We start from the raw sequence: 22,399 nt of genomic DNA on the forward strand, positions 1-22,399 counted from the left end.
TTAAGTTTATAAGGGAGCGTTAAAGTGGATAAGAAGTACAGTGTGACTTATAAGGTTGCAAAGACGGACGCGGAATACGTTTATCAACAAAACAAAGGTGATCACAAAGAGGGCGATACGCACGCTTCGTCTGGTGGACATATGTGGTATTCCGTGAGTGATGGTGCAGGGAGTAAGAAAAGTTATGGCTTCGAATCCGTTTATGGCGAGATGCGTGGCCTGGGGCAGGTGGGTAATTATGATGATGCCGGGTACAAGGAGACAGTGTATGAAGTAAGTGTTGTATTGAGCGAGGACCAATATAACAAGTTAGTTCGCTTTTCGGAGAATCCTAAGTCAGGCGGGTTTGATAATACTCGCTACCGACTACTTACCAATAGCTGTGTGGACTTTGTATACGCGTCTTTGAAATCTATCGGGTATAACGACAAAGGATTCGAAGGTGCTTTGTTTCCAGCTGATAATGTCAGTCATGTCAATGATCTATTGCATACTTATGGCGGTCAAATCATCCGTGACGATTTAACCCGACACGGTGAGTACTACGAAGCAAAAGATGGTCAACAATGCTTGTGGCTGGGCGTGGGTGACATTACTACGGCTCCTCAGACATCCAGCCTGATCAACATCGACATCAACCCATCCCCCCAACCCCAACAACACATCCAGGGCGAAAGCAAAGCCCAGCAAGACGTCGCCAACGGCTACATTCAAAACTCGTCGACGAACAGCATCTTCGCCCTCGGCGGGATGCTCAGCAAAACCGATTTCACCTCCACCCAGATGGCCAGTCTCGCCTCTGGCGGTGTCCGCCCCGGTGAAATGCAGCTGGACCCCAACGCTCGCCCCAACACTTACCTGTCGCAGTTCTACCCGACCCCGAGCGCGACCAAGCCGGATTTCAGCCTGCGCAGTGCGGTGACCCTGAACGGTTTGTCGGCAATGTCGACCTTCAACACCTACGTTGACCCGCTGTTGCTGGACCTGACCGGCAATGGCGTGCACATGACCGACATTCGTGACGGTGTGCTGTTTGATACCGACCACAGTGGCACGCTCAAGCGCAGCGGCTGGGCGGATCGCACCACGGGCATGCTGGTGATTGACGATGGCAGTGGCCAGGTCAAAGACGTCAGCCAGATGTTCTCCGAGTATTACGGTGGCAAGGTCGGCGTCAACGGCGCGGCGGGCGAGACAAAGTTCAAGGACGGTTTCGCGGCATTGGCCAGTGAAGACGCGAACAAGGACGGCGTGATCGATCAGCGCGATCCGATCTGGAGCAAGTTGCGCGTCTGGGTTGACGGCACCCATGACGCCAAAGTCGATGGCGGTGAACTCAAGACGCTGGCCGAGCTGGGAATCACCCAGATCAATGTACGTGCGGTGGCGTCCCCTCAAGCTGAGATGCGTGACGGTAACAAGGTGCTCGCCACTGGTTCGTTCACGATGAATGGCAAGAGCCAGGAAGCGTTGGCGGTGGATTTTCTGGGGGATCCGGTCAGCAACATCGTGACCAGCCAAGGCACCGGCACGCGCGTGACTTCGACCACCAGCGGCAAGGACAGCCGCACCACCAGCGCTTATGCCAGCCAGAGCACCGCGGGTGAAACGCTGGATGCGGCACAACTCGGCGTGAATAACCTGTATGGCGGCAGCGGCGACGACACGTTGATCGCGGCGCCGGCCGGTAGCTGGCTCGTTGGCGGTGCGGGCAGCAACACCTACAACGGCGGCGTGGGTGATGACGTGTTTGTCATCAGCGCCTCGGACAACCCGACCAACATCCATGGCAATGGCGGTCACGACACGGCGATTATCGTCGGCGACAAAGGCGTGGTGCTGAACATGGCCCGCGCTGGCCTGACTATCGCCCAAGGCGGTGGCGGCAACGACACGATCATGAGCGGTGGCACCGGCAGCGCTTTCATTAAGGGCGGCTCAGGCAACTCGACGCTGGTCGGTGGCTCGGGCAACGACGTGCTGGTCGGTGGCAGCGGCCACAACACCATCATCGGCGGCAGCGGTAAAGCGGTGATTTATGCCGGGCCTCAGGGCGACACCATTTATGCTTCCGAAGGAGGCAGCATCATCCATGCCGGTGGCGGCACCGATAAAATCTTCGGCGGTGCCGGTAACGACATCATCGAAGTCGGCCACGGCAACGCGACCATTGATGGTGACGGCGGGATCAATCTGGTCACGCTGCACGGCACCCACGGCGACTACCGCATCACTCGCACCGCGACCGGTTATGAAGTGGCCGACAAGGTCGCCGGGCGTGACGGCACGGTGACGCTGAGCAACATCCAGAAGCTTAACTTCTCGGACATTTCCGCTGTTGACCTGCTGACCCCCAACGCGATGCCAGTGGCCGATGTGCTCACGCTCGACAAGGCCGGCAAGGCGTTTGATCGCACCCAGACACATCTGATCAGCGCCGAAAGCCTGTTGGCCAATGATCAACGTCTGAACAGCCAAGGCGCGCTGCACATTGCCAATGTCGGTGACGCGGTCGGCGGTACGGTCAGCCTCACCGCCCAGGGCGATGTGCTGTTTACCCCGGACGCGCGTTACACCGGACTGATCAGCTTCAAGTACGGCGTGGCCGATGCGGCGGGTAATCTGTCGGCGTCGGTGGTGGACCTCGGCAGCGGCCAGACCGCACCGATGCGTGCCGGTGTGACCCTGCTGACTCCCGAAGTGCCGCTTGATCCCTTGGCCGCTCAGGAATGGTATTTGAGCGACACCCATGTGCTGCCGGTCTGGAAGGACTACACCGGCAAAGGCGTGCGCATTGGTCAATTCGAGCCGGGCGGCGAGTTCGCTACCGCGCCGGAAATTTTTGATGTCGCGCATCCTGACCTGGCGCCGAATATCGATCAGGCCTGGTTGCAAACGCAGAAGACCAACGGCACCTTGCCGGGGCTGGTATCCAACCACGCGACGATGGTCGCGGGGGTGATGGTCGGCGCGAAGAACGGCATCGGCGGCGTGGGCGTGGCCTACGACGCGAAACTCGGTGGTTACTACCTCGCGGGCAAGGGCGATGATCTGACGGGACTCGGCCACATGGTCAGTTTCGACATCGCCAACAACAGCTGGGGTTTCACCAATGACTTCGCCCTCAGCAGTTATCAGGACGGCCACTTCACCACCGCCACCGCGCTGAGCATGAATGCGCAGTACGCGGCGAGCAACGGTCGCGGCGGCCTGGGTACGATCATCGTTGCAGCGGGCGGCAACAGCCGTGCTACCGGTGGCAATGCCCAGGGTTCGCTGACCAACAACAATCGCTTCTCAGTGGAAGTCGGCGCGATCAACGCACAGGGCGATCTGTCGACCTTGCAGATAGGCTCTTCGCCATTTTCCAACCCGGGCGCCAGCCTGTTGGTATCAGCACCGGGCAGCAATGTCGTGTCCACCAGCCACATGCTGGAAACCGAACGCGGCTCCACGTTCGGCAACGATTACACGAGCATGCAGGGCACCAGTTTTGCTGCGCCGATCGTTTCCGGCATCGTTGCGTTGATGCTCGAAGCCAACCCGAACCTGGGTTATCGCGATGTGCAGCAGATCCTCGCGTTGTCAGCGCGCCAGATCAACGACCCGGCAACCCAATGGAGCGACAACGCCGCCCATGGCTGGAACGGCGGCGGCATGCACACCAGCAATGACTATGGTTTTGGTGAAGTCGATGCGCGGGCCGCGGTGCGTTTGTCCGAGGCCTGGATGACCCAGAGCACCGGCGCCAACGAATACGTCTACAGCGCCTCCAGCGGTGCACTGGGCAAACCGTTGGCAGCGGGCGCGACGCTGACGTCCTCGATTGCGATGAATGCCGGGATGAATGTCGAGCACGTCGAGATCGACTTTGATGCTCAGGTTGGCCGCCTCGGCGATCTGACCCTCAAGCTGATTTCCCCCGATGGCACGCAAAGTGTGTTGCTCAACCGTCAGGGCAAAGTCCCGGATGGCATGCCGGGTGCCAGCGCTAGCGATGTCGGCAGCACGCAGTCCGGCTCGTTCAAGTACACCTTCATGTCGACCCATGACTTCGGTGAACGCTCGGCGGGCAACTGGACCCTGCAAGTGACCGATTCGGCGTCCGGTCTGCCGGTTACCCTCAATAGCTGGTCGCTGCGTTTGTACGGCAGTAAGGCGACGGCGGACGACACCTATTTCTACACCGATGAATACCTCAAGTCGGTAGTTGGTCATGCCAATCGCGCGGTGCTGGATGACGCGGTCAACGGTGTCGCAGGTGGGCGCAATACCCTGAATGCGGCGGCTGTTTCCGGGGACACCTCGGTCAACCTGCTGACCGGTGTTGCCAGCATTGGCGGCGCGGCGCTGACGGTGAAAAACCCGTCGGCCATTCAGAATATTGTCAGCGGCGATGGCAATGACACGCTGGTCGCCGGCAATGCCGACGCCTTGCTCGACGGCGGACGTGGCAACAACGTGCTGACCGGCGGTGCGGGCAAGGACTTCTTTGTGGTGCATCGTCGCGATGCGGGCAACGATACCCTCAACAACTTCGAAGCTGCGCGCGGTGAAGTCGTCGATCTGGTGGGGTTTGCCGGGAAGAAATTCGCTGATCTGCAACTGACGCAACAGGGCGCGGACGTCAAGGTTGACCTGGGCAAGGGCCAGGTCATCGTTCTGAAAAACCAGGCACTCGCCGGCATCACTGCAGCAAACTTCAAGTTTCAGGACAGCTTTGTCGCGCCGACGGCTTACATCAACAGCGACGCTTCGGCGGTCAAGCCGCAAGAGGGCTTGGGCACCGTGGTACTCAACGGTGGCGGTAAAGGCGTGATGTACAGCAGCGACGCTCAGGGTAAAACCGTGGCCTCACTGAACGGTACGATTTACAGCCACGACAGCGCGACCTCGGACGTGTTCGTGGTGGCGGCCCAGTCCGGCGTCAAGGATTACAACAACGCCTTGCGTGGGTTCCGTCACGGTATCGACAAGATCGATTTGCGCCAGACTGGCGTCACCGACTTCAGTCAGTTGATCATCGAGCACAAGAACCGCGCGACATTCAATGGCCTGACCCAGATTCACGGTGTGTATGTGACACGCATCGGTGCCCAGGGCAGCGATGCAAACACCAACCTGCTGTATCTGGATGCGCTTGATGTGGCGCAGATCAGTACGACGGATTTCCTCTTTGCCGACCCTGCGCCTGCCGTGGTACCAACGGTTGGACCGGTGCCGCCGGTCACCGATCAGCCTCCGCTCACGGTACCTGAAACGCTGACGCCGATTGTCGAGCGTCCTGGCGTCGACAAACCTTCGGTGGTCACGCCGCTGCCTCCCATTGACCTGTCCCCGGCCATCAGCGTCCCGACCATTGATCCAGTGCTGCGACCTTCGGTCACGATTCCGGACTTCAAGCTTCCGGAGACCAAGACGATTGAGCAGATCCTGGCAGAACGCGGTATCGACCTGAATCCGAAAGTGCCGGAACACAAAACCTTTGAACAGATCATGGCCGAGCGTGAGGCGAACCGGGGTGGGACGACGCTCCCTGACCACAAAACCATCGAGCAGATTCTGGCCGAGCGCGCTGTTGGTTCCCTGGTCCCATCGAAAGTACCGGACATCGGCCCGGTCGGTCGGGATGTGCTGGGGCCTGCGTCGATTGATATTCCGAGTCCACGGCCGATTATCATCCCGGATGTCCCGACGATCGATATCGCCCATCATGACCTTGATATCCCGACTCGCCGACCGGTCATCGTTCCAGACGTCGTGAGTGCGCAAGACCCGCGCCTGAAAATCGACGATACCTGGGGCGTAGGGCAAACCGCGGACACTACGTTCGCGTCAATCCGGGACAGGATCCGCGGCGGTTCAACACCTTCTACAACGAACCCTCTGCCGGCGGCCACCGACCCGAACGTCATGACGGTCCAGGGCTTCTTCGCCGATGTCACGATTGGCGACGAAAGCAAGACTATCAACGTCGAAGCCTCGAATGCCAAGGTGCATGCCGGCAACGGTGACAACAAGGTTAACGTGACCGGCCGCCGGGGCAATATCACTTTGGGCAATGGCAATAACGTTGTGATCGGTGACGTCGACAAGCTCACCGTCGGCCATGGCAACAACACCATTACCGATTCAGGGTCTTTCGCCACGGTGAAACTGGGGGATGGCAACAACAAGGTGGTGGTCAGCGGCAACATGCCGACGGTTGAAGTCGGGCACGGGGTCAATGACATCGAGTTCAGCAACGGGGGAGGCGATCTGGTGTTCGGCAAGGACATCAGCCCCGATCAATTGTGGTTCCAGCACAAAGGGCAGGACCTGCAGATATCGGTGATCGGCAGCAAGCAGGAAGTCACGCTGCATAACTGGTATGCCGACAAGCCGGAGCGGCCTCGGGACATCATGGCCGGAGACCGTCATCGGTTGATGGATCGTGATGTGGAGCAACTGGTCCAGGCCATGGCGGCGTTCGCGCCGGCGGCGCCAGCGACCATGACCTTCGGCGGGGCCGAGCAGCAGGCGTTGCAGCCTGTGCTGGCGGCGAACTGGATGTAAGTAACGGCAGTTGACGCGAAAAAAGGCCCGCGATGTTTGTCACGGGCCGACGAGGGCGGTGCAATGCCGCCCTCGTCTTATGCTCGTCTGAAGCGCAACGTGCAGGTTTGCTTTTAAAGAATAGTTTTTTAGGTGGGGACATTCATTTCGGGTAAAGCAAACGCATCAGGCGTTTGTCTTTCTTGCTGATCCTGCGATTGATTGGCACTTCCCAATTACCCAGTGTCAACGTATTAGCCACTGGGTGGTGCATGATCGACCTTTTGTCGTAAGAAGTATAAATCGCCTCCAGCGTGTCGAAAGGAGTAAACAGGTTTCTGTCGATTTCCTCCGGCGTCAGTGGATTCATTTCGCGGTTCTGATAGAACTCATAGACCTTTGGTTTATCCCACGGGATTTTCGCCTGCGGGTGCTGGTGTTCATGCATAGCGCCAAGGGCGTGACCGAACTCATGAGTCACGTTGACTTCAAAGTCTGGATGATCCGGTTTTACGCCCAGTGCAATACAACGTTATATGGACTGTGACGTCATGTTTTATGTCCCGTGCAGGTACGAGCCCGACACCACGGTCACGCGTCGCTTGAAATCCTTGGATTGGCGACGACACGCTCAGGCAGATTAGATTAAAGCTGTGGCGGTGTGGCGGTGTGGCGGTGTGTTGGTGTCTTGCTGGGAGTTTATTTTTTATAGGGTGCGGGAGTTTGATGCTGCAAGTGGCCGTGCCAGATTGACTGGCACGGCCTCATTAATTACTGCTTGCGAGTAATAAATGCGCGAATACGCTCGGCGGCTTCCACGCATTCCGCCAGCGGCGCGACAAGTGCCATGCGCACACGGCCCGCACCCGGATTGACACCGTCCACTTCGCGGGACAAGTAGGAGCCCGGCACTACTGTCACGTGCTCCTCAGCGAAAAGATCACGGCAGAACGCTGCATCATCACCTTGCACATTCGGCCACAGGTAAAAGCTGCCATCCGGGCGCTGCACATCCATCACTGGGGCAAGAATCTCCAGCACCGCATCGAATTTCTCGCGATACAGCGCACGGTTGGCGCGCACATGCACTTCGTCGTTCCACGCAGCAACGCTGGCTAGTTGCGTTTGCACCGGCATCGCGCAGCCGTGGTAGGTGCGATACAGCAGGAAGCCTTTGAGGATGTCGGCATCACCGGCGACAAAACCTGAGCGCAGACCCGGCAGGTTGGAGCGCTTGGACAGGCTGTGGAACACCACGCAACGCTTGAAGTCCTTGCGGCCCAGTTCGACGCAGGCCGTCAGCAGTCCCGGCGGCGGAGTTTGCTCATCGAAGTACAGTTCGCTGTAGCACTCGTCGGCGGCGATCACGAAATCGTACTCGTCGGCCAGGGCGATCAGCTTTTTCAGGGTATCGACCGGGATCAGTGCGCCGGTCGGGTTACCCGGCGAGCAGAGGAAGAGGATCTGGCAGCGTTTCCAGATATCTGGCGAAACGGCTTCGAAATCCGGGTTGAAGCCGTTTTCGTCGAGGCATGGCAGGTAGTGCGGCTTGGCCCCGGCGAGGAACGCGGCGCCCTCGTAGATCTGGTAGAACGGGTTCGGGCTGACCACCAGTGCGTCGTCGCCACGGTTGACCACGGTCTGGGTGAATGCGAACAACGCTTCACGGGTGCCATTGACCGGCAGCACGTTGCGCGCCGGATCGATCCAGCCGCTCGGCACGCCGAAACGCCGCTCGCACCAGCCGGCGATGGCTTCGCGCAGGGCGGGGATGCCGAGGGTGGTCGGGTATACGGCCATCTGATCCAGACTGTTCGCCAGGGCTTCGGCGACGAAGCTTGGCGAACGGTGTTTCGGCTCGCCGATCGACAGGGCGATCGGGCGTTTGTCCGGATTTGGCGTCACAGTGCCGAGCAGGGCGCGGAGCTTTTCGAACGGGTACGGCTGGAGCTGGTTCAGAGCGTTGTTCATTGGGGCTGGGTCTCTCGCAAAGCCATTTGAATCCGGGGCGCCATCAAATACTGATGCGCGACAATTTGATATCGGGTTCCTGATTGACGCTCAGTTGCTCAACGATCGCATCCTGCAAACGGCTGCACAGCAACGGGTCGGACAACGGTTGGTTGTGGGCGTCGGTGATGAAGAACACGTCTTCTACTCGTTCGCCCAACGTCGCAATCTTGGCGTTCTGCAGCGACAGGTCGAACTCGAGGAAAATCCCGCCGATCCGCGCCAACAGTCCTGGGCGGTCGGGTGCGGTCAACTCCAGCACGGTCACCGGACGCTGGGCATCGTTGTGAATCGTCACCTGTGGCGCAAAGGCGAAATGCTTGAGCTGGCGCGGCACGCGGCGCTGGATGATCGTCGGGTAATCGTCCGGATTGCGCAGGGCTTCGGTCAGGCCTTCGCGGATTTGCTTGACCCGCGCCGGGTTGTCGCCGATGGACTCGCCTTCGTTGTCGAGCACGATGTAGGTGTCGAGGGTGAACTGGCTGCTCGAGGTGATAACCCGCGCGTCGTGAATGTTCAGGTTAAGCTGATCCATCGCCGCCACGGTCACCGCGAAGAAGTCGTGTTGATCCGGTGCATAAATGAAGATCTGCGTGCCACCCTCGAACTCGCGCTGGGTGGTTTCCTTGATCAGCACCAGCGGCCCGCCATCGACCGGTTGCTGGAGGATCGCATCGCTGTGCCAGGCCACGTCACCGGCGGTGTGGCGCAGGAAATAGTCATCGCCCAACTGCGCCCACAATTGCTCGACATCGTCCGGATCGGTGCCGCCGCGCACCAGAATGTCCAGCGCAGCACTCTGGGTCTGGCGGATCTGCTCTTCGCGATCCACCGGGTTTTCCAGGCCGCGACGCAAGGCACGTTTGGTCTCGGTGTAGAGCTGGCGCAACAGGCTGGCGCGCCAGGAATTCCACAGCGTCGGGTTGGTCGCGTTGATGTCGGCCACGGTCAGCACGTAGAGATAGTCGAGACGGGTTTCATCGCCGACAGCCAAGGCAAAGTCGTGGATCACTTGCGGGTCGGACAAGTCCTTGCGCTGGGCGGTGGTCGACATCACCAGGTGGTTCTGCACCAGCCAGACGATCAGGCGGCTGTCCCACACCGGCAACTGATGGCGCTGGCAGAACGCCTCGGCATCGACCGCGCCGATCTCCGAGTGATCGCCATGCCGGCCCTTGCCGATGTCGTGGTACAGGCCGGCCATGTAGATCAGTTCAGGCTTGGGCAGTTTGGCCATCAGCTTGGCGGCCAACGGAAATTTTTCCGAGACCTGGGTGTACTGCAATTTGCGCAGGTGCTTGATCAGGTTCAGCGTGTGCGCATCGACCGTATAAATGTGGAACAGGTCGTGCTGCATTTGCCCGACGATAAAGCCGAACTCCGGCAGATAGCGCCCGAGAATGCCGTAACGGTTCATCCGTCGCAGGTTGCGGTGAATGCCGATCTTGCACTTGAACAGCTCGATGAACAGGCTGGTGTTGCGAATATCGTTGCGGAAGTTGTCGTCGATCAGGTGACGGTGCTCGCGCAGCAGACGAATGGTGTCGGCGCGCACGCCTTTGATTTCCGGCTGCTGCGCCATCAGCACGAAGATTTCGAGCATGGCGAACGGCGTGCGGCGGAACACGTTGTCATTGCGTGCCTCGATATAGCCGTCATGCAGTTGGAAGCGCGAGTTGATCGGCTGCGGCGGCGCTTCGTCTTCCGGCGCGAGGATGACTTCCTCGAAGTGCTGGATGATCAGGTCGCTGAGCTGGGCGATGCTCATGACCACGCGGAAATACTGCTGCATGAAGTTTTCGACGGCCTGTTTGGCGTCGTCACCTTCAAACCCGAGCAGCCCGGCGATGGTGCGCTGATGATCGAACAGCAAGCGGTCTTCGGAGCGACCGGCGAGCATGTGCAGGGCGTAGCGCACTTTCCAGAGGAATTCCTGGGAGGAGGCGAGCAGCGCGTTTTCACTCTCGACCAGGAAACCTTCGCCAGCGAGTGCGCGCAGGTTAAGGGTGCCGTACTGACGTCGGGCCACCCACAGAATCGTCTGAATATCCCGCAGGCCGCCGGGCGAGCCTTTCACGTTGGGTTCCAGGTTGTATTCGGTGTCGTTGTATTTGTGGTGGCGGGCCTTCTGTTCGGCGCGCTTGGCGAGGAAGAACTCCTTGGCCGGCCACATGTGTGCGGTGCTGGTGACGTCGAGCATGCGCTGACGCAGGTGCTCGGGGCCGCAGATGGTGCGGCTTTCCATCAGGTTGGTGACCACTGTGAGGTCAGCGCGGGCCTCTTCGGCGCATTCATCGACCGAGCGCACGCTCTGACCGACTTCCAGGCCGATGTCCCACAGCAGCGTCAGAAAGCGCTCGATGGAGTCGCGGAAAACTTCGTGATCGGCGCTGTCCAGCAGGATCAGCAAATCGATGTCGGAATACGGGTGCAACTCACCGCGGCCGTAGCCGCCGACCGCGACCAGTGCGATGTCAGCGTCTTCGCTCCAGTTGAACTGCTCCCAGGCCTTTTGCAGGATGTTGTCGACGAACCAGGCACGGTCTTCGATCAGGCGGCGGATGTCGCGACCTTGGCGAAAACGCGTGTCGAGGACCTCGCGAGCCTGGCGGATCGCCTTCTTGAACGCCGCGATAGGACTCGCTTTGAGGGCCAGTTCAGCCTGGAACTGGCCGCGGTCGAAGAGTTCGGGATCCACCTGCGGCATCGATTGGCTTTCCTTCTATAAGGCTGGGAGCGTTGTCTGGATCAGGCCGAGATGCGCGGGATGGTGTCGTCGGCGCGCAGGGTGAAGATCTCGTAGCCGGTGTCGGTCACCAGCAGGGTGTGTTCCCACTGCGCCGAGAGCTTGCGGTCCTTGGTGATCGCGGTCCAGCCATCGCCCAATACTTTGGTGTCGGCCTTGCCCTGGTTGATCATCGGCTCGATAGTGAAGGTCATCCCGGCCTTCAGTTCCATGCCAGTGCCGGCGCGGCCGTAGTGGAGGATCTGCGGCTCTTCGTGGAAAACCTTGCCGATGCCGTGACCGCAGAACTCGCGAACCACCGAGAAACCGTTCTTCTCGGCGTGCTTCTGGATCACTTCGCCGATGTCACCGAGGCGGCAGCCGGGTTTGACGATCTCGATCGCCTTGTACATGCATTCCTGGGTGATCTGCGACAGGCGTTCGGCCCAGACCGGTACTTCGCCGACGTGGAACATGCGGCTGGTGTCGCCGTGGTAACCGTCCTTGATCACGGTGACGTCGATGTTCAGGGTGTCGCCGTTTTTCAGCGGCTTGTCATTCGGAATGCCATGGCAGACCACGTGGTTGATCGAGGTGCAGATCGACTTCGGGTAGCCCTTGTAGTTGAGCGGGGCGGGGATGGCTTGCTGCACATTGACGATGTAGTCGTGGCAGATCTGGTTCAGCTCATCGGTGGTGACGCCTGGTTTGACATGTTCGGCAATCATTTCCAGCACATCGGCGGCCAGTTTGCCGGCGACGCGCATGCCAGCGATGTCCTCGGGGGTTTTGAGGTTGACGGTCATACAGGCTCTCTCTGCGCTCGGCGGCGCTTGCTGATACGGATAGGGTGGCCGGTGTTCGATCGGCGACCCTGAAAAACGCGATTCTAACAGACGCACGGCGCAATTCAGCGCCCGCGTGCATCGCTTCTCTCTATACAATGGTGCGTTCGGGGCCGATTCCAAGGGGGCTGCGCCCATGTCCTTGGTGCGAATACAGATTCCGGGTTCCGTTTCTGCGCACCCTGTGGTATAAAATGCGCCGCTTTCCGGGGATACCCCGAAAAGCTTAAATCCACACACGTGTCGACACGATGACCTGGGTGCTTTTGGCTTTATGCCACTGGTTGGTCATTGGGATACGTGGAGGCCAAACCCGACTTATTAAGGAACTATCATGTCCCAAGTCAATATGCGCGATATGCTGAAGGCCGGTGTGCACTTCGGTCACCAAACCCGTTACTGGAATCCGAAAATGGGTAAGTACATTTTCGGCGCGCGTAACAAGATTCACATTATCAACCTTGAAAAAACCCTGCCAATGTTCAACGAAGCTCTGACTTTCGTAGAGCGTCTGGCCCAGGGCAAAAACAAGATTCTGTTCGTCGGCACCAAGCGTTCCGCTGGCAAGATCGTTGCTGAAGAAGCAGCACGTTGCGGTTCGCCGTACGTCGATCACCGCTGGTTGGGCGGCATGCTGACCAACTTCAAAACCATTCGTGCTTCCATCAAGCGTCTGCGTGACCTTGAAGTTCAAGCCGAAGACGGTACTTTCGCCAAGCTGACCAAGAAAGAAGCGCTGATGCGCTCCCGTGATCTTGAGAAGCTGGATCGTTCGCTGGGCGGCATCAAGGACATGGGCGGTCTGCCAGACGCACTGTTCGTGATCGACGTTGACCACGAGCGCATCGCGATCACCGAAGCCAACAAGCTGGGCATCCCGGTAATCGGCGTTGTCGACACCAACAGCAGCCCGGAAGGCGTTGACTACATCATCCCAGGCAACGATGACGCAATCCGCGCTATCCAGCTGTACATGGGTTCGATGGCTGACGCAGTAATCCGTGGTCGCAACAATGTTGCTGGCGGCACTGTAGAATTCGCAGCTGAAGAAACTCAGGCTGCAGCTGAGTAATTAACGCCCTGGCGTTGACTCAGTAAGCAAAAAGGGGGCTTGGCCCCCTTTTTGCCACCTCGAAAACCATTTGTTGGCGCCCACGGCACTGTTTGTAATGTGCGGCAGCTAACAAGGGTGGTTCGGGAAGAATTGAACGCCCGTTCGATCGGGTGGAATGGTTGAAAACCTATCCAAGAGGAATTTGAAAATGGCAGCAATTACTGCAGCGTTGGTTAAAGAACTGCGCGAGCGTACCGGCGAAGGCATGATGGACTGCAAGAAAGCCCTGGAAAAGGCTGACGGCGACATCGAAAAAGCCATTGATGACATGCGTGCTTCGGGCGCGATCAAGGCTGCGAAGAAGGCTGGCAACGTTGCCGCTGAAGGCGCAATCGCAATCAAGGACGACGGTAAAGCTGCCGTTATCCTGGAAGTGAACTCGCAGACCGACTTCCTGGCTCTGCAAGACGACTTCAAAAACTTCGTTGCTGCCAGCGTTGAAAAAGCTTTCGCTGACAAGCTGACCGACGCTGCTCCGCTGATCGCTTCGCAAGAAGCTGCTCGTGAAGCACTGGTTGCCAAAGTAGGCGAAAACGTCAACATCCGTCGTCTGACCCGTATCGAAGGTGACGTTGTAGGTTCGTACCTGCACGGCAACAAGATCGGTGTTGTTGTGGCTCTGAAAGGCGGTGACGTCGAGCTGGCCAAAGACATCGCGATGCACGTAGCTGCAAGCAACCCTGAGTTCCTGCTGCCTTCGCAAGTTTCGGACGAAGCGATCGAGCGTGAAAAAGCTGTGTTCCTGCAGCTGAACGAAGAGAAGATCAAAGGCAAGCCAGAAAACATTGTTGAGAACATGGTCAAAGGCCGTATCAGCAAGTTCCTGGCAGAAGCAAGCCTGGTTGAGCAGGCGTTCGTCAAGAACCCTGAAATCAAGGTTGGCGAGCTGGCCAAGAAAGGCGGCGCAGAAATCGTTTCCTTCACCTACTACAAAGTGGGCGACGGCATCGAGAAGCCAGTAGACAACTTCGCTGAAGAAGTTGCTGCTCAGCTGGCTGCCGCCAAGCAGTAAGACGGTTTTTCAACTGTCGCCGAAAGAGGCTGCCCGCTAACGCGCGCAGCCTCTTTTCAGATGGGGTTGCCAATTTTTTATTGGTTTCCACTTGGAACTGACTTACAAAGCCATGTTCCGATGGCGCTGAAGCAGCGCCAAGCTAGAGTGAACGCCAGCTGTAAACAGCTCGCAAAGAATTTTTAAATACGCCGCAGGAGAGATTCGCAATGGCTCAGCAGGGCAGTGGTTATCAGGCTCGCTATAAACGCATTCTACTCAAGCTTAGCGGCGAGGCCCTGATGGGCTCGGAAGAGTTCGGGATCGATCCAAAAGTGCTGGATCGCATGGCGCTGGAAGTCGGCCAGCTGGTCGGCATCGGCGTACAGGTCGGTCTGGTGATCGGTGGTGGCAACCTGTTCCGTGGCGAAGCCCTGAGCAAAGCCGGTATGGATCGGGTCACAGGCGACCACATGGGCATGCTGGCCACTGTGATGAACGCCTTGGCCATGCGCGATGCGCTGGAACGTGCCAATATCTCGGCCATCGTGATGTCGGCCATTTCCATGGTTGGCGTGACCGATCACTATGATCGCCGCAAAGCCATGCGCCACCTGAACTCCAAAGACGTCGTGATTTTCGCAGCCGGTACCGGCAACCCGTTCTTCACCACGGATTCGGCAGCCTGCCTGCGTGCAATCGAAATCGATGCCGACGTCGTGCTGAAAGCGACCAAGGTCGATGGCGTTTACACCGCTGACCCGTTCAAAGACCCGCATGCCGAGAAGTTCGATCATCTGACTTATGATGAAGTGCTGGATCGCAAGCTGGGTGTAATGGATCTGACCGCTATTTGCCTGTGCCGCGACCACAAGATGCCGCTGCGCGTATTCAACATGAACAAGCCCGGTGCCCTGCTGAACATCGTCCATGGCGGCGCTGAAGGCACCCTGATCGAGGAAGGTCAACAATGATCAACGAAATCAAAAAAGACGCTCAAGAGCGCATGCAAAAATCCCTGGACTCTCTGGCCCACGCATTCGGTCAGATTCGTACCGGCAAGGCTCACCCAAGCATTCTGGGTAGCGTGATGGTGCCGTACTACGGCGCAGACACCTCCATCACTCAAGTGGCGAACATCACCGTTAAGGACTCGCGTACCCTGCAAGTCGTTGCGTTCGAGCGCAACATGCTCGCCGCAGTCGACAAGGCAATCCAGAGCGCTGGTCTGAACCTCAACCCGACCAACCTGGGCGAGTTGTTGCTGATCTCCATGCCGGCCCTGACTGAAGAAACCCGCAAGGGCTTCACCAAGCAGGCGCGCAGTGCTGCCGAAGACGCGCGTGTTGCCGTGCGCAATATTCGTCGTGACGCCTTGGGCGAGCTGAAAAAACTGGTCAAGGACAAAGAAATCAGCGAAGACGAAGAGCGTCGTGCCGCTGCCGATATTCAGAAGCTCACCGACAAGGCCGAGGCTGATATCGACACGGCTACCAAGCAAAAAGAAGCGGATCTGATGGCCGTATAAGGTTCGAGCTTTTAATGGACAAGACCAAGCAGACTGCGCCGTCCGCGGTGCCGCGCCATGTCGCGATCATCATGGATGGCAACAATCGCTGGGCGAAAAAACGCTTTATGCCGGGTGTCGCCGGGCATAAAGCGGGCGTGGATGCTGTGCGTGCGGTAATTGAGGTGTGCGCCGAGGCCAAGGTCGAAGTGCTCACCCTGTTCGCGTTTTCCAGTGAGAACTGGCAGCGTCCGGCCGATGAGGTCAGTGCCTTGATGGACTTGTTCTTCAAGGCATTGCGTCGTGAGGCCAAGCGCCTCAACGACAACAACATCAGCCTGCGCATCATTGGCGATCGTTCGCGCTTTCATCCGGAGCTTCAGGCGGCAATGCGTGAAGCCGAGGCGATGACGGCGGGTGCCAACCGTTTCATCCTGCAGATCGCCGCCAATTACGGTGGCCAGTGGGATATCGCGCAAGCTGCACAGCGTCTGGCGCGTGAAGTTCAGGCCGGGCACCTGCGTCCGGAAGACATCACTCCTGATCTGCTGCAAACCTGTCTGGCGACCGGCGATCTGCCATTGCCTGACTTGTGCATTCGTACCGGTGGTGAGCACCGCATCAGCAACTTCTTGCTGTGGCAACTGGCTTACGCCGAGTTGTACTTCTCCGACCTGTTCTGGCCGGACTTCAAACACGATGCCATGCGCAATGCGCTGGCCGATTTCGCTTCGCGCCAGCGTCGCTTCGGTAAAACGAGCGAACAGGTCGAAGCTGGAGCCCGGGTTTAATGCTTAAACAACGAATCATCACTGCACTGATCCTGCTGCCGATCGCCTTGTGCGGGTTTTTCCTGCTGGAAGGCTCCGGTTTTGCCTTGTTTATCGGTCTGGTTGTGACTTTGGGTGCCTGGGAATGGGCGCGTCTGGCTGGCTTCACCGGGCAAGCGTTCCGCGTGGGTTTTGCCGCCGTGGTCGCGTTCATGTTGTTCATCATGTACATCCTGCCCGGGCTTGCCCCGTGGGTGCTGGGTGCGTCTGTATTGTGGTGGGCGGCGGCGACCTGGCTGGTGCTGACCTATCCGCGCTCCAGCGTGCATTGGTCGAGTGCGGCAACCAAACTGGTCATCGGCCTGCTGATTCTGCTGCCGGCCTGGCAAGGCCTGGTGCAAATCAAACAGTACCCGCTGGGTAACTGGCTGATCATGGCCGTGATGGTGCTGGTCTGGGGCGCCGATATCGGTGCCTACTTCTCTGGTCGCAAATTCGGCAAGCGCAAGCTGGCTCCGCAAGTCAGCCCAGGCAAGAGCTGGGAAGGCGTCTACGGTGGTCTGGCGCTGAGTTTGCTGATTACAGCGATTGTCGGTCTGGTGCGTGACTGGACCGTCGCCGAGCTGCTTAAGGGCTTGATCGGCGCTGCGCTGATCGTCTTTATCTCGGTTGTCGGCGATCTGACCGAAAGCATGTTCAAGCGTCAGTCCGGCATCAAGGACAGCAGTAATCTGCTGCCCGGTCATGGCGGCGTGCTTGATCGTATCGACAGTCTGACCGCGGCAATCCCGGTATTTGCCGTGCTGCTGTGGATGGCGGCACCGTGAGTCGTCCTCAACAGATTACCGTTCTCGGTGCGACGGGCTCGATCGGTCTGAGCACGCTGGATGTCATTGCTCGTCATCCTGAGCGTTATCAGGTCTTCGCGTTGAGTGGTTTCACGCGCCTCAGTGAGCTTTTTGCTTTGTGCGTGCGCCATGTGCCGCAATTTGCTGTGGTGCCCGAGGCCGCCGCCGCGCGTGGCTTGCAGGACGATTTGCGTGCCGCCGGTTTACCGACCCGTGTGTTGGTGGGGGAGGAGGGGCTGTGTCAGGTCGCTGCTGCTCCGGAAGTCGATGCGGTGATGGCGGCGATCGTCGGTGCGGCAGGTCTGCGCCCGACCCTGGCGGCCGTCGAGGCCGGCAAGAAGATACTCCTCGCTAATAAAGAGGCGCTGGTGATGTCCGGCGCCTTGTTCATGCAGGCAGTGCGCAAGAGCGGTTCGGTATTGTTGCCGATCGATAGCGAACACAACGCGATTTTCCAGTGCATGCCACAGGATTTTGCCCGTGGATTGAGTTCGGTGGGTGTTCGTCGGATTTTACTCACAGCCTCTGGTGGCCCGTTCCGACAGACACCGATGAGTGAGCTGGCGCATGTTTCACCTGATCAGGCGTGTGCACACCCGAACTGGTCCATGGGGCGCAAGATCTCGGTCGATTCGGCCAGCATGATGAATAAAGGTCTTGAGCTGATCGAGGCCTGTTGGCTGTTTGATGCAAAACCTTCGCAGGTCGAAGTGGTGATTCATCCGCAGAGCGTGATTCACTCGCTGGTCGATTATGTCGACGGTTCGGTGCTGGCGCAGTTGGGCAATCCCGACATGCGTACACCGATCGCCAATGCCTTGGCCTGGCCGGAGCGCATTGATTCCGGTGTCGCACCGCTGGATCTGTTCGCCATCGCGCGGCTGGACTTCGAGGCGCCGGATGAAGAGCGCTTCCCTTGCCTGCGTCTGGCACGGCAAGCTGCCGAGGCTGGCGACAGTGCGCCAGCGATGCTCAATGCGGCCAACGAAGTGGCAGTGGCAGCGTTTCTCGACGGACGGGTCCGTTACCCGGAAATCGCGAGTATCATCGAGGAGGTCTTGGATCTCGAGCCGGTGGTTGCGCTGGCAGATCTCGAAGCCGTGTTTACGGCAGATGCCAAGGCACGAGTTCTGGCAGAACAGTGGTTGAAGCGTCACGATCGATAGAATTTGCAAGACAATGGCTACACGCGGCACTGAACAGGATTGCGGAGAAAGTAGATGAGCGCGCTCTATATGATTGCCGGCACCCTGATCGCCTTGGGTGTGCTGGTCACCTTTCACGAATTCGGCCACTTCTGGGTCGCGCGTCGCTGTGGCGTCAAGGTTCTACGTTTCTCCGTAGGCTTCGGCATGCCGTTGCTGCGCTGGCACGACAAGCAAGGCACCGAGTTTGTGGTTGCCGCGATTCCGCTGGGCGGCTACGTCAAAATGCTCGACGAGCGTGAGGGTGAAGTTCCGGTTGATCAGCTAGATCAATCGTTCAACCGCAAATCCGTACGCCAGCGTATCGCCATTGTTGCGGCCGGGCCCATTGCCAACTTTCTGTTGGCGTTGGTGTTCTTCTGGGTATTGGCGATGCTCGGCAGCGAGCAGATTCGCCCGGTCATTGGTGCAGTTGAATCCGGCAGTATCGCCGCCAGTGCCGGTTTGAACGCTGGTCAGGAAATTGTTGCTGTCGATGGTGAGCCGACTACCGGTTGGGCCGCCGTCAATCTGCAATTGGTGCGACGCCTTGGTGAAAGCGGTTCTCTGCAGTTGCTGGTGCGTGAGCAAGGCTCGTCGGCGGATACGCCGCGTGAGCTGAAGCTGGACAACTGGCTCAAAGGCGCAGATGAGCCGGATCCGATTCGTTCTCTGGGTATTCGCCCGTGGCGCCCGGCGTTGCCGCCGGTGTTGGCTGAGCTTGATCCGAAAGGCCCGGCCCAGGCGGCCGGCCTGAAGACTGGCGATCGCCTGTTGGCCCTCGACGGTCAGGCGCTGAATGACTGGCAGCAAGTGGTTGATACCGTTCGTACGCGTCCTGATACCAAAATCATGCTGCGTATCGAGCGTGACAGTGCTCAAATCGACGTCCCTGTAACGCTGGCAGCGCGCGGTGAAAGCAAATCGCCTAGCGGATATCTGGGTGCGGGCGTAAAAGCTGTCGACTGGCCACCGGAGATGATCCGCGAGGTCAGTTATGGCCCGTTGGCCGCGATTGGCGAGGGTGCCCGTCGCACTTGGACCATGAGCATTCTGACACTCGATTCACTGAAGAAAATGCTGTTCGGCGAGCTCTCGGTAAAAAACTTGAGTGGACCGATAACCATTGCTAAAGTGGCGGGCGCTTCTGCCCAGTCGGGCGTCGCTGATTTCCTGAATTTCCTTGCTTATCTGAGTATTAGCCTGGGAGTTCTGAATTTGCTGCCCATTCCTGTACTGGATGGGGGGCATTTGTTGTTTTATCTGATCGAGTGGGCGCGTGGTCGTCCCTTGTCGGATCGGGTGCAAGGTTGGGGGATACAGATCGGTATCAGTTTGGTGGTCGGGGTGATGTTGCTTGCTCTGGTCAACGATCTGGGTCGACTGTAACGCTTCGCTGAATTGCGAATCTGCCGCATTTTGCGGCAGTTTGTTTATTGCCAGTTGGAATAAGAAAGGACTTCATGAAACGTCTGCTGCTAACTGCGGTTCTCACCGTATTGATGATCGCCGAAGTTCACGCCGAGTCCTTCACTATCTCTGATATTCGCGTCAATGGCCTCCAGCGGGTCTCCGCGGGTAGCGTCTTTGGTGCCTTGCCGTTGAACGTCGGTGAGCAGGCGGATGATCGTCGCCTGGTGGAATCCACTCGTGCGTTGTTCAAAACCGGTTTCTTTCAAGATATCCAGCTGGGCCGCGAAGGCAACGTTCTGGTCATCACGGTCGTCGAGCGTCCGTCGGTCGCCAGTATCGAAATCGAAGGCAACAAGGCGATCTCGACTGAAGACCTGATGAAAGGTCTCAAGCAATCCGGTCTTGCCGAAGGCGAAATCTTCCAGCGTGCCACCCTCGAAGGTGTGCGTAACGAGCTGCAACGTCAGTACGTCGCGCAAGGTCGCTACTCGGCTACGGTCGATACCGAAGTGGTATCGCAACCGCGTAACCGTGTTGGCCTGAAAGTGAAGATCAACGAAGGCACCGTTGCGGCCATTCAGCACATCAACGTGGTGGGCAACACGGTTTTCCCTGAGGAAGACCTGACCGACCTGTTCGAACTGAAAACCACCAACTGGCTGTCGTTCTTCAAGAACGACGACAAGTACGCCCGTGAAAAACTGTCCGGTGACCTGGAGCGTCTGCGTTCCTACTACCTGGATCGTGGCTATATCAACATGGATATCGCTTCGACGCAGGTGTCGATCACCCCAGACAAGAAACACGTCTACATCACTGTCAACGTCACCGAAGGCGAGAAGTACACCGTTCGTGACGTCAAGCTCAGTGGTGATCTGAAAGTCCCTGAAGATCAGGTCAAGTCCCTGCTGCTGGTGCAGAAGGGGCAGGTGTTCTCGCGCAAACTGATGACCACCACGTCCGAGCTGATCACCCGTCGTCTGGGTAACGAGGGCTACACCTTCGCCAACGTCAACGGTGTTCCTCAGCCACACGATGACGACCACACTGTGGACATCCTGTTTGCTGTCGATCCGGGCAAGCGTGCCTACGTCAACCGCATCAACTTCCGTGGCAACACCAAGTCCGAAGACGAAGTGCTGCGTCGTGAAATGCGTCAGATGGAAGGTGGCTGGGCTTCGACTTACCTGATCGACCAGTCCAAGACCCGTCTTGAGCGTCTGGGCTTCTTTAAAGAAGTCAACGTCGAAACCCCGGCTGTTCCGGGTGTCGACGACCAGGTTGACGTGAACTATGCCGTTGAAGAACAGGCTTCCGGTTCGATTACCGCCAGTGTCGGTTTCGCCCAGAGCGCCGGTCTGATCCTCGGTGGTTCGATCACCCAGAACAACTTCCTTGGTACAGGTAACCGCGTCAGCATTGGCCTGACTCGCAGCGAATACCAGAGCCGCTACAACTTCGGCTACGTTGACCCGTACTGGACTGCCGATGGCGTGAGCCTGGGTTACAACGCGTTCTATCGCACCACTGACTACAAAGACCTCGACGTCGACGTAGCAAGCTATGCGGTAGACAGCCTGGGTGCCGGCGTGAACGTTGGCTACCCGATCAGCGAGACTTCGCGTCTGACCTTTGGTCTGTCGGTTCAGCAGGACGAGATCAAGACCGGTACTTACACCGTTGACGAGATTTTCGACTTCGTTAACAAGGAAGGCGACAAGTACCTGAACTTCAAGGCTTCGGCCGGCTGGTCCGAATCGACCCTGAACAAAGGCGTGCTGCCGACCCGTGGTCGTTCGCAGAGCCTGACGCTGGAATCGACCATTCCAGGTAGCGATCTGTCTTTCTACAAACTCGATTACCGTGGTCAGTTGTTCCAGCCGATCAGCGAAAACTACACCCTGCGTCTGCACACCGAGCTGGGTTATGGCGATGGCTACGGTGGAACCGACGGCTTGCCGTTCTATGAAAACTACTATGCTGGTGGTTTCAACTCGGTTCGTGGCTTCAAGGACAGTACGCTTGGCCCGCGCAGTACGCCGAGCCGTGGTAACAACCCGGGTACGCTGGCTGACCCGGATCAGGATCCACTGCCGTTCGGTGGTAACGTCCTGATCCAGGGTGGTGTCGAGGTTCTGTTCCCGCTGCCATTCGTGAAAGATCAGCGTTCCCTGCGTACTTCGGTATTCTGGGATGTGGGTAACGTATTTGACTCGCAGTGCAAGGACACTACCAATGCGAACGGCTCGACGTCGAACACCAAGTGCAACGACATCAGCCTGAGCAACATGGCCAGTTCCGTTGGTGTGGGTGTGACCTGGGTCACCGCACTGGGTCCTCTGAGCTTCGCGTTGGCCATGCCGATCAAGAAGCCGGATGAGGCTGAAACTCAAGTGTTCCAATTCTCCCTCGGCCAGACGTTCTAAGTGTCTGACCCAAGATAACGACAATGGATTTT

At 58.3% G+C, this 22,399-nt stretch carries 14 protein-coding genes; 10 read left to right on the forward strand and 4 right to left on the reverse strand.

The window, feature by feature from the left end:
- The first annotated feature begins 24 nt into the window (after nucleotides 1-24).
- The gene (locus VY732_RS05610) at nucleotides 25-6,555 is read left to right on the forward strand and encodes a S8 family serine peptidase (protein ID WP_331694882.1); all 6,531 of its coding nucleotides are present in this window, start codon (nucleotides 25-27) and stop codon (nucleotides 6,553-6,555) included.
- A 142-nt stretch (nucleotides 6,556-6,697) separates the two neighbouring features.
- On the opposite strand, the gene VY732_RS05615 is transcribed toward VY732_RS05610, so the two are convergent.
- The 4 genes from VY732_RS05615 to map all read right to left on the reverse strand — a co-directional run bounded on the left by VY732_RS05615 (nucleotide 6,698) and on the right by map (nucleotide 12,075).
- Nucleotides 6,698-7,015 carry a hypothetical protein gene (locus VY732_RS05615; protein WP_331694883.1) on the reverse strand — a complete coding sequence of 106 codons (318 nt, stop codon included), beginning with the start codon at nucleotides 7,013-7,015 and terminating at the stop codon, nucleotides 6,698-6,700.
- A gap of 290 nt (nucleotides 7,016-7,305) precedes the next feature.
- A complete protein-coding gene (gene dapC / locus VY732_RS05620) occupies nucleotides 7,306-8,505 on the reverse strand; it encodes a succinyldiaminopimelate transaminase (RefSeq protein ID WP_331694884.1) in 1,200 nt (399 codons plus the stop codon).
- 43 nt (nucleotides 8,506-8,548) lie between these two features.
- Nucleotides 8,549-11,251: a [protein-PII] uridylyltransferase gene (locus VY732_RS05625; protein ID WP_077571317.1), complete on the reverse strand. Its 2,703-nt coding sequence runs from the start codon at nucleotides 11,249-11,251 to the stop codon at nucleotides 8,549-8,551.
- 41 nt (nucleotides 11,252-11,292) lie between these two features.
- Nucleotides 11,293-12,075: a type I methionyl aminopeptidase gene (gene map / locus VY732_RS05630; RefSeq protein WP_016985097.1), complete on the reverse strand. Its 783-nt coding sequence runs from the start codon at nucleotides 12,073-12,075 to the stop codon at nucleotides 11,293-11,295.
- A gap of 373 nt (nucleotides 12,076-12,448) precedes the next feature.
- Here map and rpsB point away from each other — a divergent pair, with 373 nt between their 5' ends.
- The 9 genes from rpsB (at nucleotide 12,449) to bamA (ending at nucleotide 22,367) form a co-directional block, all read left to right on the forward strand.
- Nucleotides 12,449-13,186 (forward strand): 30S ribosomal protein S2, encoded by a 738-nt coding sequence (gene rpsB, locus VY732_RS05635; protein ID WP_003222119.1) that lies wholly within the window; start codon nucleotides 12,449-12,451, stop codon nucleotides 13,184-13,186.
- A gap of 190 nt (nucleotides 13,187-13,376) precedes the next feature.
- Nucleotides 13,377-14,240 carry a translation elongation factor Ts gene (tsf, locus tag VY732_RS05640; RefSeq protein WP_077571318.1) on the forward strand — a complete coding sequence of 288 codons (864 nt, stop codon included), beginning with the start codon at nucleotides 13,377-13,379 and terminating at the stop codon, nucleotides 14,238-14,240.
- A gap of 209 nt (nucleotides 14,241-14,449) precedes the next feature.
- The gene (gene pyrH, locus VY732_RS05645) at nucleotides 14,450-15,193 is read left to right on the forward strand and encodes a UMP kinase (RefSeq protein WP_003222124.1); all 744 of its coding nucleotides are present in this window, start codon (nucleotides 14,450-14,452) and stop codon (nucleotides 15,191-15,193) included.
- Complete coding sequence (gene frr / locus VY732_RS05650; RefSeq protein ID WP_007908855.1) at nucleotides 15,190-15,747, forward strand: ribosome recycling factor; 558 nt, start codon at nucleotides 15,190-15,192, stop codon at nucleotides 15,745-15,747. Before pyrH ends, frr begins: the two co-directional genes overlap by 4 nt.
- A gap of 14 nt (nucleotides 15,748-15,761) precedes the next feature.
- Nucleotides 15,762-16,517, forward strand: coding sequence for a polyprenyl diphosphate synthase (gene uppS, locus VY732_RS05655; protein WP_007908854.1), 756 nt, complete (start codon nucleotides 15,762-15,764; stop codon nucleotides 16,515-16,517).
- Nucleotides 16,517-17,323, forward strand: coding sequence for a phosphatidate cytidylyltransferase (locus tag VY732_RS05660; RefSeq protein ID WP_038357900.1), 807 nt, complete (start codon nucleotides 16,517-16,519; stop codon nucleotides 17,321-17,323). The genes uppS and VY732_RS05660 overlap by 1 nt, the downstream gene beginning before the upstream one ends.
- Nucleotides 17,320-18,510: a 1-deoxy-D-xylulose-5-phosphate reductoisomerase gene (ispC, locus tag VY732_RS05665; protein WP_077571319.1), complete on the forward strand. Its 1,191-nt coding sequence runs from the start codon at nucleotides 17,320-17,322 to the stop codon at nucleotides 18,508-18,510. Before VY732_RS05660 ends, ispC begins: the two co-directional genes overlap by 4 nt.
- Before the next feature lie 54 nt (nucleotides 18,511-18,564).
- Entirely contained in the window at nucleotides 18,565-19,917 is a 1,353-nt protein-coding gene (gene rseP, locus VY732_RS05670) for a sigma E protease regulator RseP (RefSeq protein WP_116028746.1), read from the forward strand.
- 74 nt (nucleotides 19,918-19,991) lie between these two features.
- The gene (bamA, locus tag VY732_RS05675; RefSeq protein WP_077571321.1) at nucleotides 19,992-22,367 is read left to right on the forward strand and encodes an outer membrane protein assembly factor BamA; all 2,376 of its coding nucleotides are present in this window, start codon (nucleotides 19,992-19,994) and stop codon (nucleotides 22,365-22,367) included.
- Nucleotides 22,368-22,399 lie beyond the last annotated feature (32 nt).

It is taken from the genome of Pseudomonas sp. ZY71 (assembly GCF_036542145.1).
In the GTDB taxonomy this organism is placed as follows: Bacteria; Pseudomonadota; Gammaproteobacteria; order Pseudomonadales; family Pseudomonadaceae; genus Aquipseudomonas; species Aquipseudomonas koreensis_A.